Here is a 15,534-nt window from a genome sequence, read left to right as displayed (position 1 = left end):
TCTCACTTATAAACCTCTCCCTTGATCGTTGTATTGATATTAAACATTAGCCCAAGTATCGGCATATTGGTCTTCTTTGAATCCCACCGTAACTTTAACTCCATCGGTGACAATCGGGCGTTTGATCAGCATCCCGTGGCTTGAGAGCAGCTCTAACTTCTCCTGTTCCGTAAGCTGGGGAAGCTTGTCCTTCAGACCTAATGATTTATATACTTCACCGCTTGTATTAAAAAACTTTTTCAGCTCAAGGCCGCTGTTCGCGAGCAGCTCACGCAGCTCGTCCACCGTAGGTGGCTGCTCTGCGATGTGCTGAAGCTCCAGCTCATGACCTTGTCCCTGCAACCATTTTACTGCGCTGCGGCAGGTGCTGCATTTGGGATATTGAAATACTTTTAATTTGCTCATGCTGTGCTCCTTTAATAATCGGCTAATAATATCGTAACTACGGGGAATGTTTGAACTTCCGGCTGCTGTTGTCTACAGATTTCTTCAATTTTACCGTTAAACACGGTTGAAATCCGCAGACAAAGGCGGTCGCTATCGCTCCTACGGTTCCAATCCTCCCCTTCGCCACTCCATCGCCTGAATTATAATTTTATCACAAATCCGCTGTCGGACCTTGCTCCAATATTTTCTCCAAGGCTGCCATGTCAGGTGGCAACGGGGCTTCGAAAATCATTTCTTGCAAAAGCACAGGGTGCTTGAACGTCAGACGCACTGCGTGCAGTGCCTGACGCGGTATGGAAGCATCGAGTGCTGCAACGGTCTCCAATTGCTCGCTTTGAGTTGAAGTCAATTCTGGTAGATTGTACAGCTCATGACGGTACATGCTGTCCCCAATCAGCGGACAGCCGATTGAGGTCATATGGACCCGAATCTGATGCGTACGCCCACTCTCCAGCTTTAGTTCAACTCTAGAGCCAGCTGAATACACCTGCTTAACCTCATATCGGGTTAGGGAAGGATATCCATCCGGTGTCACGATACGCCGATGTGGCTCCTCAGGATCACGATCGATAGGGCCGTCGATATCGCCGGATAACTCCGCAGGAACCCCGTGAACAAATGCAGCGTAACGCTTATCCACAGTACCGGCGATCATCTGCTCGGAAATATGCTGATGGCTGTAAGGATTTTTGGCGATCACTAACACACCGGAGGTCTCCTGATCCAGACGGTGAACAGGCCGGAAACGGAAGCGTTCATTCTTCTGTGCCCAATAATAAACCACACCATTGGCAAGCGTGTCGGTGTAATGTCCATGTGTGGGATGAACTATAATTCCCGCTGCCTTGTTAACCACTAGCAGATGTTCATCTTCAAATAAAATCTCAAATGGAATCGGCTGCGGCAAAATATCATCCGAAGTCTCCGTTTCCATGCGAATCTGCACGGTATCTCCTGCCTTTACATGCACACTAATGTATACACGTTCACCGTTTAATGTAATGCCTTGCTCCGTCTGCTTCAGGCGAGAGAGCAGCTTGCGTGAGACATCCATCCGTTTGTGCAGGATGGTCTTCAGCAGGAAGTCATCCTCTTCAGGCGGTATGATATAAGTAATGGGTGAATAATAGCTTGTCATATTAGTCTCGGAACACCTTTTTACTGCGGATGTATTCTACATCAGTAATCCCTGACCGTGTATTAGCCGTTCTAGCCAAAGCAAAAAAATAATCCGACAATCGATTGAGATAAATCACCGCTTCTGGGTTAATGTCCGCAGTTCGCCCTAAGGTAACCGCCCGGCGTTCTGCACGACGGCAAACCGTGCGGCATACATGTAGAACCGAAGCCAGCTGACTACCTCCTGGCAGGATAAATTTCTCAAGTGGCGGATTCTCCTCTTGTAGAGTATCTATCCAGCCTTCCAGCCGCTGAGCCATCTCACTTGTCACCATATATTGACCACCATCAGCAAGTCTAACAAATGCTAAATCCGTGCCGCAATCAAACAGCTCATGCTGTATTTCGAGCAATTGCTCGCGGACATCGTCGAAATTATCACTTTCCATCAGGCTTCGTGCTTGCCCTACAAAACAATTCAGCTCATCGATCGTTCCGTAGGCCTCGACGCGGACATCATCCTTGCCGACCCGGCCGCCAATCACTGAGGTCTGACCTGCATCACCCGTACGTGTATAAATCGCCATGGTTTAAGCCTCCTATCCATTCTTAAAAAACATATACTGATAGTTTAAGCTTTCTGCTATAAGGAAGGCAATAAAGATAGCAAATTAAGAGTATAAACAAAAACACCATCATTAGTAAGAGTGCACAACAAAAAGAGGACCCTAGGGTCCTCTCAAGAGCATTCAGCAGCACTATTTTCCAGCTGGACGCCCCTTCATATACTCATTTATTTTGAGGTCCAATAAACTGCTAATTTCAATCACATTATCCGAAGTGAATGATTTTTCCTGCAGGAAAAGCTGCTCCATCTTGCTGCGGAGTATTCTAATTTCATCTTCCAGAGAGAGTATGCGAGCAGAAGCATCACCCTTGGGGGGTATTTTCCCATTTCCAGAGAAACATTTCCCACCATAGGAAGGTAAGTAATAATCGGCGCTAAGCACAATCATCCCTCCCAAAAGTATTATTGAGCGCGTGCTGCAAAAGAGCATAAAAGTTAAATAAAGCAACTTCAAAGCAACGCCTTAGTTCCAGAGTAAATGAATCCTTTTAAGTTCTATTATAGGGGCTAATTACTCTCAAAGTAAAATAATACCATAGGATTGTATGATCGGCTATAGTTCAATTTTCACTAATCCGTTCTCTCACGTGTAAGCTTTGTGACAAAAGCACCAATGCGTTCTACTGCTTCGTTCAGTTGGGATACTGATGTGGCGTAAGAACAGCGCAAGTAGCCTTCTCCACCTAATCCAAAGACACTTCCAGGCACAGCTGCAACCTTGTATTCAAGCAAAAGCCGCTGAGCAAATTGATCAGAAGTCAGCCCTGTCTTGCGCACGCTTGGAAAAGCGTAGAAGGCGCCCTGCGGCTCATGGCACTCCAGCCCTGCATCGCGTAGGCCCTTGACGATCAACCTCCGCCGTTGGTTATAGGAATCCACCATCCGGTCCTTCTCTTCCATCCCATTGGTCAGCGCTTCAAGTGCAGCCACCTGTCCCATAGAAGGAGCACACATCACAGTATACTGATGAATCTTAAGCATTGCAGCGATAAGATCCGGGTGACCACAAGCATACCCCATCCGCCATCCGGTCATTGCAAAAGCTTTGGAGAAGCCGCTAACCAGAATCGTACGGTCTATCATGCCTGGTAAAGAGGCAAAGCTGACGTGATTAATGCCATAAGACAATTCTGCATAAATCTCATCTGAAATCACTATAAGATCATGTTTCTCTACTACCTTAGCAATCGGCTCCCAATCTTCTCGGGTCATTACACTTCCCGTAGGGTTACTTGGGTAACACAAAATCAGAACCTTGGAGCGCGGAGTGATTTTGGCTTCCAAGCTTTCCGCAGTAAGTTTAAAGTTATTCTCACCAACCGTTTCAATACCTACAGGTATTCCTCCACCAATCGCGGTGATCGGTGAATAAGAGATATAACAAGGCTCAGGAATCAGAATTTCATCCCCCGGTGAAATCAGCGCACGTAGTGCCAAATCGATGGCTTCGCTTCCGCCAACGGTTGCTATAATTTGATTGGCAGGATCATATTCCACAGCAAAACGGCTGTGCAAGTAATTCGCGATCCCTTCCCGCAGTTCAGGCATCCCTGCATTGGATGTATACCCTGTAAACCCTCTTTCCAGCGAATAGACGCAAGCTTCTCTGACATGCCAGGGGGTCTTGAAGTCAGGCTCTCCGACTCCCAAAGAGATGATATCCTTACTGCCTGCAGCCAGATCAAAAAACTTGCGGATACCCGAAGGCTGAATTTGCTGTACCAACGGGGCCAAATAAGAATCCATTGATTTGCTGTCTTCTCCAGTTAGCTGCGATTTATTCGTGATCATATGATTACTTCCTTTATGGAGAGATCATCAGACGGTTGTCTTCCTCATGCTCTTCGAAGATGATCCCGTCCTGTTTGTATTTTTTAAGGGTAAAATTCGTTTTGGTTGAAAGTACTGAATCAATTGGAGACAGCTTCTCAGATACAAAATTGGCCACTTCACGTAAATTCCGGCCTTCCACTTCCACCAGAAGATCATAAGCACCAGACATCAGATAAACTGATTTGACCTGTGGATACAGGTAGATTCGCTCGGCAATCCCTTCAAAACCACGCCCTCGTTCAGGCGTAATCTGCACCTCAATCAGTGCGGTTACCTTCTCATCGTCCACTTTATCCCAGTTTACAACGGCGGCATATTTTACAATGACATGATCTTTCTCCAACTGCTCAATCGCAGTCTTCACATCTTCTTCTTCCGCGCCAAGCAGCGTTGCTAAGAGTGCAGTAGATCTTCTCGCGTCTTCCTTAAGCAGTTCCAGCACTTTCCTCTTAAGCTCGTTCATTTCCTTCATGCCTTCCCTCCGGATAGTTCGCCAATGACGGTACGCTATTAATGCGTCGCCCCGCGAAAAGAGTTTAATACTAATATGACATGAAATGTGCATCTCTGCAAACAAAATAACCCCATAGGAGCTTCCATGAAAGGCAGAGTTTACATAGAACATACAAAAAAAAATAGAAAAAACGCCCGTTCTACCGGATTTAACCAGTAAAAACGGGCGTTATCTCCACACACATGAAGTGATTTGCTTCATTCGCCAACCATCATGGTTACATTAAATGGGAAGGCTGATGTTGTCCGTTAGCCGGGATATGAGCATTCTGAGCGTATGCGCCAAATTGCCCGGTTTTTTGTTGAACAAATTGCCCGGTTTGCTGTTGCATTTGCTGTGCGGTTTGAAGCTGCTTGTCCACATCTTGGCGCAATGCTTTTGCAGGTGCAGGATACATATTCAGTTGAGACATATGCGTGTATAAATCACCTTGGAGTTGCAAAGTGTCCATGGTCATAGTGTTAAAAACCCTACGAACGGCTGGACATGCTGATTCTGTAGCAGCTGTAGCATATTCGCGTACGGTCCGCTTCAAATCACACAAAATGGTGTTTAGTAAATCCTCATCCGGCATAAATGCCCCAGTATTTTGCGCGTTCATTAAATAACCTCCTTAGAATTAATATTGCAATTATTGTGGGCTTGTTGGCGCGTATTGTTGATGTTGTTGGATTAACTGAGTGAGCTCAGTCATGTGTTTGGTGTGATTTTGCATATGCTGCATACAAATTTGACGAACTTGTTGATTCTGTGTTGTCGCAGCTGTTGCTGCACATTGCTTAAGAAGCAAGTCCTCATTAGAGATGGAGTCAGCGATATATTCCAATTCCTTACCACTTAGCGCTTGCATTTGCGTTGATTGCATTTGTTGTAGTCCCTCCTTGTAGTTGATTCATACAGGCTTTAGTATGCCGCCTATGCCCGCGATTTATTTGCCGGAAGGCACTAGAGAGTTATGACAGAAATAAGAACATACCGCGAATGAGACGATAAAATGCCGCCAATACTAAATCACGGCACGAATGAAGGAGCGAACAATTCATGAATTTAAATAGTGGAAATACACCTTGGTCAAGCACTTTACAGAACCCTCCAACTTACCCCTCTCTAGAAGGTACTATTCATTGTGATTGCCTGGTTGTAGGCGCCGGAATGGGTGGGGCAATGGCCGCCTATCGCTTGTCCTTAATTGGAGCGGATGCTGTTCTGATCGAAAAAAGACGGGTCGGCAGCGGCAGCTCGCATGCTAACACTGGACTCCTGCAGATTTCCAACGATAAATCGTTAACCTCATGCATGAACACCTTTGGGCAAAAGAACGGTTTGCTCTTTTATCAGTTATGCCAGGCTGGGGTAAGGAACATTCTGGACCTGCCGGACAAGCTCGATATCGATCCGCAGATCATTCCTCGCAGCAGTCTTTTGTATGCCAGCACTCCTGCGGATGTACCTGCATTGCGGGAAGAATATGAGAATCTCGTGGCTAATGGCTTCGATTCTGAATTTTGGGAAGAGGATAAGATTGCAGCTCTGTACTCTTTTTCAAAACCAGCAGGACTTTATTCCCGTGGGGATGCCGAAGCGAATCCTTATCGAACGGTGCACAGCCTAATCGCCAAGGCAGCGTCGAATGGCGTCCGCGTCTTTGAACAGAGCGAAGCGAAACATTATGAGTTTACTGAGGATGGTGTGATTTGCCATACAGAAAGTGGCCGGATTATTGCCAAGGACGTTATTTTTGCAATGGGTTATGAAACACAGGAATTCAAAAAAGACCGGGGCGCTGAGCTGATCAACACGTATGCAGTGATGACCAAACCTCTAAAGGATTTTCCAAAGTGGCATGAGCGTAGCCTGCTGTGGGAGACAGCCCGCCCTTATTTATATTTTCGGACAACCCCTGAAGGCAGGATTATTGCAGGAGGTAAGGATGAGCAGCTGACAGACCCCGAACGTCGTGAGGTCCGAGTGATTTCTCAAGGTCAAAAATTGCTCGAAGAGCTTGAAGCCTTATTTCCAGAAATTAAAGGCATTGAGCTGGAGTACTCCTGGGGTGCTGTGTTCGGTTCTACTCGTGATGGGCTTCCATATATCGGCCCACATCCAAAGTTCCCTCACTGTTACTTCATCGAGGGCTACGGAGGCAATGGGACGGTGTACAGTATGATCGCTGCGGAGTTGTTAACGGATACGATTGCCGGCAAACATCGGCCTGAGTTAGATTTATTCTCACTCACCCGGTCAGCCAAACCCTCTCCTTCTAAGAGTTTGGACGTGATGAAACAGAACTGATTTTGTAGATAATAAAAACGGGGCTGGCCCTCGCAGCCGCTTCACTGCTTTTTGGACAACCCCGCTTTTTATTTTCCCTGCTTCAATCATAAATCCATCATCCCATGGAGCTTACGGACACAGTTGACGTTATTTACATGTTTTTAGCCTTTAAAGCAAGGTTTCGGACTCCAGTGATGCTATCCTTGGAAAGAGGCCCATATATAGGCGTTTTTCAAGCCAATAGCTGCACTCGAGTCCGATAGCATTCCAAATATCGGATAATGGTGCGATTAAGGCCGGTTGTGTCCGTTAGCGGGTTACTATGCGCATCCGACAGTGATTACATATACGCACGCTTCCGACAACGGTCAACGGTCAAGTAAGGTCCAAAAAAGAAGGGGCGCACCCCAGCAGCTATTAGCTTATGGGACCGCCCCTTTTTTTATATACTTATTCTTACGCCTGAGCGTTGCTCAAATTGCGTACGAGCTGAATCCGATCTTCCTGCGCCAGACTGTGCTGAACATGGAAGCAGGAAGGACATACGTAAACATTGAGTGAGAATGGAGCGGTTAATACCGACTTACCTAGTGTAGCTGGAGCAGACGGCTCAAAGCCGCTCACAGGCTGCTTACCCGCAAGGATCGTAAGCTCATGGCATTGAGTACATTCCGGAGCTTCCTCCTGAATGGCTAGAATAGCTGAGACACTCTCTTCGTACTTGTTCAAGTCATAATCATCGCCGAATTGATTAAGCGTATTATAGATTGGAACTACGCTGTCTTTATCAGGCGCTCCCCAAAGATCATCGTCATTAACAACCTCTTGTTTGGGTTCCTCTACGACTTCCTCTACTTCTTCTTCTTCGATGCCGTCAATCCCAACAGTGACCGTACGGTATCCGCTAAGCTCATTGTTACAGTGAGGACAATTCTCCTCAGGTCCAAATTCCTCGTCCCATACAATTTCAGTATGACACCAAGGGCATACAGTTGTTTCCATCTTTATAATCTCCTTCATACTTTCACTTTTAAATTTAATTCATCATTAAATAAATAATACCGGCTGCTATAAAAGCAATCGCTGACAGAAACAGAACTCGGGTGAGAATCTTCATGATTTCCTCCTAAGATACCCCACAAAGAGTGGGACTGCTCAATTCAAAGCTTGTCCAGATCCATAATCCTTTGCAGGGTGTCCTTATAAGGACGGATTTAAAAAATAGCCGCACCTATTACATAAGACAACGATACCGAGATCAGCATGGCAATAAGTCCAACAGCACGGTTATCCGCAGCGATCTCCTCGTCAATAGAGAATACAGGGGTCAGAAATTCAAATAAAAAATAGGCAAGCAGCAGCAGCAAAAAACCGACGACGGACCACTTCATTGTCTCGTAAATTGAAACACCAGCTTCAATACTGAAACGCAGTACGTTGCAAATTCCGAAGATTTTACCGCCTGTCGCCATTGCCACTGCCAGGTTTCCCTTACGTATTTCTTCCCAGCAATTATATTTCGTTACCATTTCAAAAAAAGACAGAAATACAACCAGCCCAAGAATCGCCACTGCAAAGTAGCCAAGCAAGGCACCTAGCGGATGACCCAGCAAAAGATCAATATCTTCTTGCACGCTTTCCCCTTCTTTCTGCCGGGAAATCCCGCTATTGCAGCTCAGCCACAGTTACGCCCGCGCCGCCTTCGTTATAATTCCCGAGCCGATAACTCTTCACATGCTTGTGCTTACGCAAATATTCCTGAATTCCTGTACGCAGCACACCCGTTCCTTTACCATGAATGATGGCGATCTGACCCAGATTACCTAAAAAGGCTTCATCGATAAAACGATCTGTCTCCATGATAGCTTCCTCCAGGTTAGTCCCGCGCAAATCCAGTTCACTGCGAATGTTCTCATCACGGGAACGTTTGACGGTTGTCGCATGGCGAAGGGCCGTTGGCGCAGCTGTTGCCTTCGAGGAGAGCAATTCCAAATCATCCAGCCTTACCTTCATCTTCATAATGCCAAACTGCACCAGCGCCTCTTTAGTACCGCTTAGCTCCACCACAAAGCCCTTTTGGTTCAAGCTGTCGACTTTCACTTCATCTCCAGGACCAATTGTACGTGGAGCCTTGGTAGTCTTGCGGGTAACAGCCTTCTTGCGCGGTGATGGCTCAGCTTCATCCAGACGTCGCCGCGCTTCAATCAGCTTATGCTCTTTAACTGAAGCTCCTTCTTCCATAGCCAAGCGGCGCAAATCACTGATAATTCCCTCAGCTTCCTTACGTGCTTTGTCCAGGATCGCGCTGGCGTCCTTCTCAGCCTTCTCGAGGCGTTTCTCACGCTGGCTTTCCAGCTTCTCAAGCTCTTGCTGTTGTCTGCTGCGCAGTTCCTCCACTTCGCGGCGGATGCCCTCTGCACGTTCATGCTCCTGTTCCGCTCCCAGCCGATTCTCTTCGAGAGAAGCAATCATATGCTCCACGCGCAGATCTTCTTCCTTCACTTCGCCGCGGGCATGCTCCAGAATCGCATGAGGCAGGCCTAGACGCTCGGCAATCGCAAAGGCGTTGCTTCGTCCGGGTACGCCGATCAACAAGCGATAGGTTGGGCTAAGGGTCTGGACATCAAATTCCATACTGGCATTGATGACTCCCTTACGCTCATAAGCGTATGCTTTCAGTTCGCTATAATGTGTTGTTGCGACCATACGGCATTCGATCCGGTGAATATGCTCCAGAATGGCAATTGCCAGCGCAGAGCCTTCTGCCGGGTCGGTTCCAGCCCCCACCTCATCAAGCAGAATAAGGCTCTTAGGAGTCATTCTACGCAGAATGGAGATAATATTAGTCATATGACTAGAGAAGGTACTCAGACTTTGCTCAATGCTCTGTTCATCGCCAATATCAGCATAAATGGCATCAAACACACACATCTGGCTGCCTTCCTCTGCTGGAATAAACAAGCCGGACATCGACATTAAGCTCAACAAGCCGATGGTTTTGAGGGTAACGGTCTTACCACCGGTATTCGGTCCGGTTACGATAATTGAGCTGTATTGATTGCCCAGCTCCACGTCCAAAGGAACCACATGCTCCGCTGGAATAAGCGGATGCCGCCCTTTGCGCAGCTTAAGATAACCGCGGTCATTCATACGCGGCTGAGTAGCCTTCATATCACGAGCAAGACGCGCCTTGGAGAAGATGAAGTCCAGTTCTCCCAGAATATCAATATCGTAGGTCATTTCTTCCGCAATGTCGGCTACAAGTGCCGTCAGCCTGTGTAAAATGATCTCGATTTCCCGTTCCTCACGCAGCCGTGTTTCACGAAGTTTATTATTCATCGCCACAATAGACTCTGGCTCGATAAATAAAGTCGCTCCTGATCCAGACTGATCATGTACGATACCACCGAAATGGGCACGGTACTCCGCTTTTACAGGAATAACAAACCGATCACCACGAATGGTCACCAGCTGATCCTGCAGCATTTTCGCTACAGAAGACGAACGAATCATCGAATCCAGCTTCTCACGAATTCTGGTCTCTCCTCCGCGCAATTCACGGCGAATGTTAGCCAGCTCAGAACTAGCTGTATCAAGTACATCAGCATTCTCGTCTATACATAAACGGATGGCATCTTCCACATGTTTTTGCTCCGATAAAACGTCGCTCAGTGAGAACAGGAGCTCAATCTTTTCTTCCTCATGCATAGCTGCCAGGAAACGTTTGACTCTGCGTGCGCCGCCAATGGTATTTCCAACGGCCAGCAGCTCAGTTGTTCCCAGCATTCCGCCTATAGAAGCACGTTTGAGTGCAGCTCGAATATCGCTTACCCCGCCGAACGAAGGTATGCCCTTCAGGCGATCCACATTAGCCGCTTCATCCGTGGCTTGAAGCAGCTTCTTCACACCTTCGAAATCGCCGGAGGGCCTTAGCTGCTCCGCAGCTAATCTTCCCATGGGGGTTTGCGTATATTGCATTAATTTATTTAAAATCTTGCGATATTCAAGCGTATGCAAAATTTTGTCGTCCAATTACAGTCACAGCTCCCTTCATAGATGTTTCCATTATACAGAATTCAGGTCAATTTCGCTATTTGGGTCTTATTTTTAAGCATAGAATCACGTAATAAGGTCACAATAAGAACTGCACATATCCTTAGCATGGGCCAAAGGAGGTTAGTACACTGAATTTCTTAAGTCATGTTGGTCGTTTTGTGGTCGCCGCGCTTGTTCTGATGGTTGTTGGCTGGATTGTTCCACAGTTCACGGTTGGTGGGTTCTGGAGCGCTTTAATCCTTGCACTGGTGATTGCGCTACTCGGCTGGGTAGTCGAAGGAATCTTCGGCAAAAAAGCAACGCCTTTCGGTCGTGGTATCGTCGGATTTATTGTCAGTGCGGTAGTAATCTGGGTCGCTCAATTCGTAGTCAGCGGAGTCAGCGTATCCATTCTGGGTGCCATCTTAGCAGCTCTTGTCATTGGGATTATCGACCTGTTTCTGCCGGTATCCACTCCATTTGAGGCAGCTAAGTAACAAAAGCTCTTCACAACACAGAACCCCCTATTCCGGTTCTTCTCCGGCAATAAGGGGTTCTGTGTTGTTTTTATGCAAAAGACACAATCTCCTCTTTATGACTCTCCGCACAGTTGACCACTCTGTTCTTGCCTTGCTTTTTAGCGGTATAGAGCGCTTTGTCTGTTTTACGAAAGAGAAGCTCTTTTCCATCCCCAAGCTGATAATCACAAATTCCAATGCTCACGGTGATCGGCTTGTTACCAGCCTGCAAATGTTCAATTTGAGCAATATTTTTCCGTAATTTTTCTACTGCTTCATAGGACTCCGAGAAACTTTTATCTGTAAAAATCACAGCGAACTCTTCCCCGCCATACCTAGCCGCAAAATCATTTAACTCAATCATGCCGCCAACCTTGTCCGCTATCACCTTAAGTACAAGATCTCCAACCCTGTGTCCGTAGGTATCATTCACTTGCTTGAAGTTATCAATATCGAAAAGAGCCAGCTGTAGCTGAAGGTTGTTGCTTTCACATTGCTCCAATAATGAATCCAAATATTCATGGAAGGTTTTATGATTATAGAGTCCAGTGAGTGCGTCTATCTTCAGCAGCTTATCCGAAATAGCCCTCTCCACCATTAGATCTTGGCCCGCCTTGGTTAATCTTTCTAAATTAATACGCGCTTCACGAGCACGAATAATTACTGCAATAGCCATCAGTACAAATACCAAAAATACACACTCTACCATCAAGAATTCAAGCAGCGGTTTATGTAGGAATGGCCGTTCCAACCCAAAATATACCCCGGCATAAAACACAATACTAAATAACCCCATTATGTACAGGAGCTTACGATCAAAATAAATAAGAGCAACCATAATCGGCATCATAAGTGTCATCTGAGCACCGTCAACAAAAGGCTCTAATACAAAATACATAAGGTAAGACACTAAAAACCCGCAGCTAACCACCCCATATTTAGGGGACTGTTTACTATAACGCAGCCACAGCTCCGCAGTAATCATAAGGAACACAATTAGTAAATTACAGGCTATAAATAAATGCCATAGATTCGTATCCATGGCTGTTTTTATTTGGAGTCGGTCAATATTCGACAAAAACAGCAACTGTGAGATTAATAAAAGAATGACTACCATCCAATAGCCTTTTAAGATTCTACGGTGCCAAACCTCCGTACTTAGCGCATCATTAATACTTGTAATATGTATCCCCTACTTTTATCCGTTAATGTAATAGCTTTCATTATAATAAATTTTAGTTATATTTTCATCATTTTTTTGCAATTTACGACAAAGTTTGAACAGTCTGCCTGTTCACATATTTTTCACATTTCATCAAAGCGCTTACTTAAATTTTAAGTTATGATGTCTACATAATTGTCACATTTTCACTATGCTTGGACTTCTTGGGAGGGGATTTAGATTATTAAAAAATTTGCAATTCTACTTTCAATGGTGTTCGTTATAGCACTTACAGCCTGTGGGAACAACAATGATAGTGCTGCTGGCAATGCTAACACAGCGGAGCCGGAAATCGAGGCAGAAACAGAACTCATAATTACAGCTACAAATTACAGCTTTGATCAGGAAGAATATCATCTAAAAAAGGGTGTTCCCGTCAAAATCATTTTTAAAAATGATGACGGCAATCACGGTATCCTTATTCCAGAGTTCGAGCTGCAGCTTAATGAAAAAAAATCCTCAAAGGTGATCGTACCCGAGGAAGCTGGAACTTTCGAAATGACCTGCTCCATTATGTGTGGCTCCGGACATAGCGGAATGAGAGCTACAATCATCGTGGAATAGATTACACATAAACAGCCGATTATTAGGGATTCCCCTGAGATCGGCTGTTTTTTTAATTTGAGCTCATTAATAAAGAGAGCTGACCCGAAATAGATCTCTCTACTCATCAGGTCAGCTCTCTTACTTGCATCCGGCACTCAACTGTCTTGCTCGATCAGTTGAATCCATTCATTATATTCATTTTGTAGCTTGGCATATTCCTCTTTAAGGTTACGATGCTCATCTGTCAGCTTGTCAAACTCTTCCTGACGCATTTCAAACTGGAGCTGCAACAAACGAAGCTGTCCTTGAACCATTTCATAGCTTTCACCAACTTCACCTAGCTGCTGAAGCACTTCGCTACGTTCACGATCAATAGCTTCCTGCTTCATTTCAGCCTCACCGGCTTCCTGCTGCCAAATGTCGATCTCCTCACGCAGCTTCGCTTCGAGATCCGTCCACTGCAGCTGCTGATCGGATAGTTCCTCGTACTTATGCTTCCAGGAAGCTCCGTACGCCTCTGCTTCCTTCAGCACTTCCTGTTGCTCAGCAACAGTAGCAGCAGCTTCACGACTAGCTTCAGATAACTCTTCTAAGCGTCGTGTTGCCTCTTCGCCTTCTTCCTGCAACAGTTGATATCTTTCCTGCAGGCGTTCTCCTTCTTGCAGTACATCGTCGTATTGAGCAATCAATTCCTCATAACGAACACGAAGCGCAGACAATTCCCTCTGAGCCTGCACACCTTGCTCCCGAAGTACCGCTGTTTCGCGTTCTGCATCTGTACGAAGCTGAACCTCCTGATCCAGCTGCTGTACTAATCCATCGGCTTGCCCACGTAGCGTGTCGATCTCTTTCTGGAGCAACACGGATTTTTCCTCAGACTCCAGCAGATTCATTTCCAGTTCACCAATATCTTCCATGCGTTTATCCGAAAGCTCCTGCCAGTTAGCCGCCTCTGCTGCTGATCCCGCAAGCTCTTCCTGAACACGGTGCAGATTTTCACTCGTCTCCTGTAGTGACGCTCTTAGCTCTGTAGCTTCATTCTGTGACTGTTGATAACGCTGGCGTAACTCTTCCAGCTCCTCATTCAACAGTGTGCCCAGCTCAGTAGCCGTGCGCAGCTCTTCACTGAGCTGTTCTTCACGTTTAACAATCGCTTCATATTGTCCAAGAAGCGTCTGTCTTGCATCTCGCTCACTCTTAAGACTGGCTTCAGCTGCACGTAATCTGGACTGAAGTTGCCCTGTCCCACCACGAAGCTCAGCCAGCTGTTTTTCCAGCTCTTGAATATTTTGCTTATGTCTATGCTCTTGAGTGCCTTGTGACTGCCGCAGTTCCTTATTCTTGGTTTGTTCCCGCTGCAGTGCTTCACGTTCTTCCGCCAGCTCTTTGCTCAACTTCGCTTTGGTACTCTCAAGCTCTTTACCTAACGTCAACTTGGTATCCTCAAGCTCCTTACCCAGCGCCAATCTGGTATCTTCGAGTTCTTTACCTAATGTAGACTTGGTAACCTCAAGCTCTTCCTCCAGTGTTGACTTGGTCTCGGTCAGCTCAAGCTGCAGAGCAGACAGCGTGTCTGTCTTCTCCTTGGTCAGCGTCTCCCGGATGTTCTCCAGCTCTTGCAGATGAGCAGCCTTCTGCTCCTCCAGCTGCTGCAAGCGGATGGCTTCCGCCTTCGCCAGTTCCTGCCGCTGGTGTTCACGACTAGCTGCCTGCTCTTCTTCGTAGCTTGTCCGCAGTGCTTGCAGCTCTATCTCGCGCTCAAGCAATTCTTCTTCCAGCTTCTTACGTGCAGCTTCCACAGCTTGCACTGCCTCCTGAAGCTGTTCCGCATGTACCTTGCGTTCATTCTCCTGAATCTCCAAATGCCGCTTACGTTCTTCCTCCGCAGCAGCAATCAGTCGCCCAGCCTCTTCTTTGGCCGCAGCTTCAAGTCGCTCGAATTCTTCTTGCCGCTCCCGCTGTACCTCCAGCAGGCGAGATACTTCCAATCGCAGTTCACTGCGTTCACCTGTCATCATGTTTAGTTCATTTTTGAAGTCCTGAACCTGAATAGCCTGCTCCGCCATATGTACAGCTGCAAGCACCGCTATACGCGGTGTGTCCAGTCTGGTGTGAGATTTAGAAATCGTGCGCATATGTTCATCAACATAACGGGCCACTTGTTTCATATATTCAGTACTGCTTCCGACGAGTTTATAGGAAGTTCCGTATATCTCCACGGCGACACGTGTCCGGTCCATAGCCACAGTTGTGCCCTCCTTTGTATGTGTGCGGATTCTAAGCTAGTTTCACTTCTTCTATTGTAGCTTTTTTGGTAAGCATTTGGCAAAATCCCTAATATTCAATAGATTATGGCTGATATTCTCCGCTTTGCACTCTACCTAGAAAAAGCCGCAGC

General features: G+C 46.4%; 16 protein-coding genes. 3 read left to right on the top strand and 13 right to left on the bottom strand.

Going from position 1 to position 15,534, the window contains the following annotated elements; all coding sequences use genetic code 11:
- Nucleotides 1-39: 39 nt before the first annotated feature.
- The 8 genes from MHI51_RS08450 to MHI51_RS08415 form a co-directional block, all read right to left on the bottom strand.
- On the bottom strand, nucleotides 40-405 hold the full coding sequence (locus tag MHI51_RS08450; RefSeq protein WP_076219946.1) for an arsenate reductase family protein: 366 nt from the start codon (nucleotides 403-405) through the stop codon (nucleotides 40-42).
- Nucleotides 406-598: 193 nt separating this feature from the next.
- Nucleotides 599-1,585, bottom strand: a complete 987-nt coding sequence (locus MHI51_RS08445; RefSeq protein ID WP_076219945.1) for an RluA family pseudouridine synthase — start codon at nucleotides 1,583-1,585, stop codon at nucleotides 599-601.
- A gap of 1 nt (nucleotide 1,586) precedes the next feature.
- Nucleotides 1,587-2,153 (bottom strand): cob(I)yrinic acid a,c-diamide adenosyltransferase, encoded by a 567-nt coding sequence (locus MHI51_RS08440; protein ID WP_076126402.1) that lies wholly within the window; start codon nucleotides 2,151-2,153, stop codon nucleotides 1,587-1,589.
- A 171-nt stretch (nucleotides 2,154-2,324) separates the two neighbouring features.
- Nucleotides 2,325-2,513: an aspartyl-phosphate phosphatase Spo0E family protein gene (locus MHI51_RS08435; protein ID WP_232061510.1), complete on the bottom strand. Its 189-nt coding sequence runs from the start codon at nucleotides 2,511-2,513 to the stop codon at nucleotides 2,325-2,327.
- A gap of 251 nt (nucleotides 2,514-2,764) precedes the next feature.
- Nucleotides 2,765-3,985, bottom strand: coding sequence for an aminotransferase class I/II-fold pyridoxal phosphate-dependent enzyme (locus MHI51_RS08430; protein WP_036683526.1), 1,221 nt, complete (start codon nucleotides 3,983-3,985; stop codon nucleotides 2,765-2,767).
- Between the two features lie 13 nt (nucleotides 3,986-3,998).
- The gene (locus tag MHI51_RS08425; protein ID WP_036683529.1) at nucleotides 3,999-4,499 is read right to left on the bottom strand and encodes an Lrp/AsnC family transcriptional regulator; all 501 of its coding nucleotides are present in this window, start codon (nucleotides 4,497-4,499) and stop codon (nucleotides 3,999-4,001) included.
- Between the two features lie 259 nt (nucleotides 4,500-4,758).
- Nucleotides 4,759-5,142, bottom strand: coding sequence for a spore coat protein (locus MHI51_RS08420; RefSeq protein WP_076126401.1), 384 nt, complete (start codon nucleotides 5,140-5,142; stop codon nucleotides 4,759-4,761).
- Between the two features lie 30 nt (nucleotides 5,143-5,172).
- Nucleotides 5,173-5,406, bottom strand: coding sequence for a spore coat protein (locus MHI51_RS08415; protein ID WP_036683535.1), 234 nt, complete (start codon nucleotides 5,404-5,406; stop codon nucleotides 5,173-5,175).
- A 176-nt stretch (nucleotides 5,407-5,582) separates the two neighbouring features.
- On the opposite strand from MHI51_RS08415, the gene MHI51_RS08410 reads away from it, so the two are divergent.
- A complete protein-coding gene (locus MHI51_RS08410) occupies nucleotides 5,583-6,833 on the top strand; it encodes an FAD-binding oxidoreductase (RefSeq protein WP_076277655.1) in 1,251 nt (416 codons plus the stop codon).
- A gap of 438 nt (nucleotides 6,834-7,271) precedes the next feature.
- Here the strand turns inward: MHI51_RS08410 and MHI51_RS08405 are convergent, their stop codons facing one another.
- The 3 genes from MHI51_RS08405 to MHI51_RS08395 form a co-directional block, all read right to left on the bottom strand.
- On the bottom strand, nucleotides 7,272-7,817 hold the full coding sequence (locus MHI51_RS08405) for a hypothetical protein (RefSeq protein ID WP_081387621.1): 546 nt from the start codon (nucleotides 7,815-7,817) through the stop codon (nucleotides 7,272-7,274).
- A 212-nt stretch (nucleotides 7,818-8,029) separates the two neighbouring features.
- Nucleotides 8,030-8,449, bottom strand: coding sequence for a DUF350 domain-containing protein (locus tag MHI51_RS08400; RefSeq protein WP_036683543.1), 420 nt, complete (start codon nucleotides 8,447-8,449; stop codon nucleotides 8,030-8,032).
- 31 nt (nucleotides 8,450-8,480) lie between these two features.
- A complete protein-coding gene (locus MHI51_RS08395) occupies nucleotides 8,481-10,847 on the bottom strand; it encodes an endonuclease MutS2 (RefSeq protein ID WP_405173764.1) in 2,367 nt (788 codons plus the stop codon).
- Between the two features lie 152 nt (nucleotides 10,848-10,999).
- Between MHI51_RS08395 and MHI51_RS08390 the strand changes: the two genes are divergently transcribed.
- On the top strand, nucleotides 11,000-11,347 hold the full coding sequence (locus MHI51_RS08390) for a phage holin family protein (RefSeq protein ID WP_036683548.1): 348 nt from the start codon (nucleotides 11,000-11,002) through the stop codon (nucleotides 11,345-11,347).
- Between the two features lie 70 nt (nucleotides 11,348-11,417).
- On the opposite strand, the gene MHI51_RS08385 is transcribed toward MHI51_RS08390, so the two are convergent.
- Nucleotides 11,418-12,485: a GGDEF domain-containing protein gene (locus MHI51_RS08385; protein WP_405173763.1), complete on the bottom strand. Its 1,068-nt coding sequence runs from the start codon at nucleotides 12,483-12,485 to the stop codon at nucleotides 11,418-11,420.
- 315 nt (nucleotides 12,486-12,800) lie between these two features.
- Between MHI51_RS08385 and MHI51_RS08380 the strand changes: the two genes are divergently transcribed.
- Nucleotides 12,801-13,154, top strand: a complete 354-nt coding sequence (locus tag MHI51_RS08380) for a cupredoxin domain-containing protein (RefSeq protein ID WP_256719075.1) — start codon at nucleotides 12,801-12,803, stop codon at nucleotides 13,152-13,154.
- 137 nt (nucleotides 13,155-13,291) lie between these two features.
- Here MHI51_RS08380 and MHI51_RS08375 read toward each other — a convergent pair whose 3' ends face one another.
- Nucleotides 13,292-15,382 (bottom strand): hypothetical protein, encoded by a 2,091-nt coding sequence (locus MHI51_RS08375; RefSeq protein ID WP_076277653.1) that lies wholly within the window; start codon nucleotides 15,380-15,382, stop codon nucleotides 13,292-13,294.
- Nucleotides 15,383-15,534 lie beyond the last annotated feature (152 nt).

Origin of the sequence: Paenibacillus sp. FSL H8-0260 (genome assembly GCF_045040625.1) — a bacterium.
GTDB lineage: Bacteria > Bacillota > Bacilli > Paenibacillales > Paenibacillaceae > Paenibacillus_AQ > Paenibacillus_AQ odorifer.
This window is presented reverse-complemented; position numbering and strand designations above follow the sequence as displayed.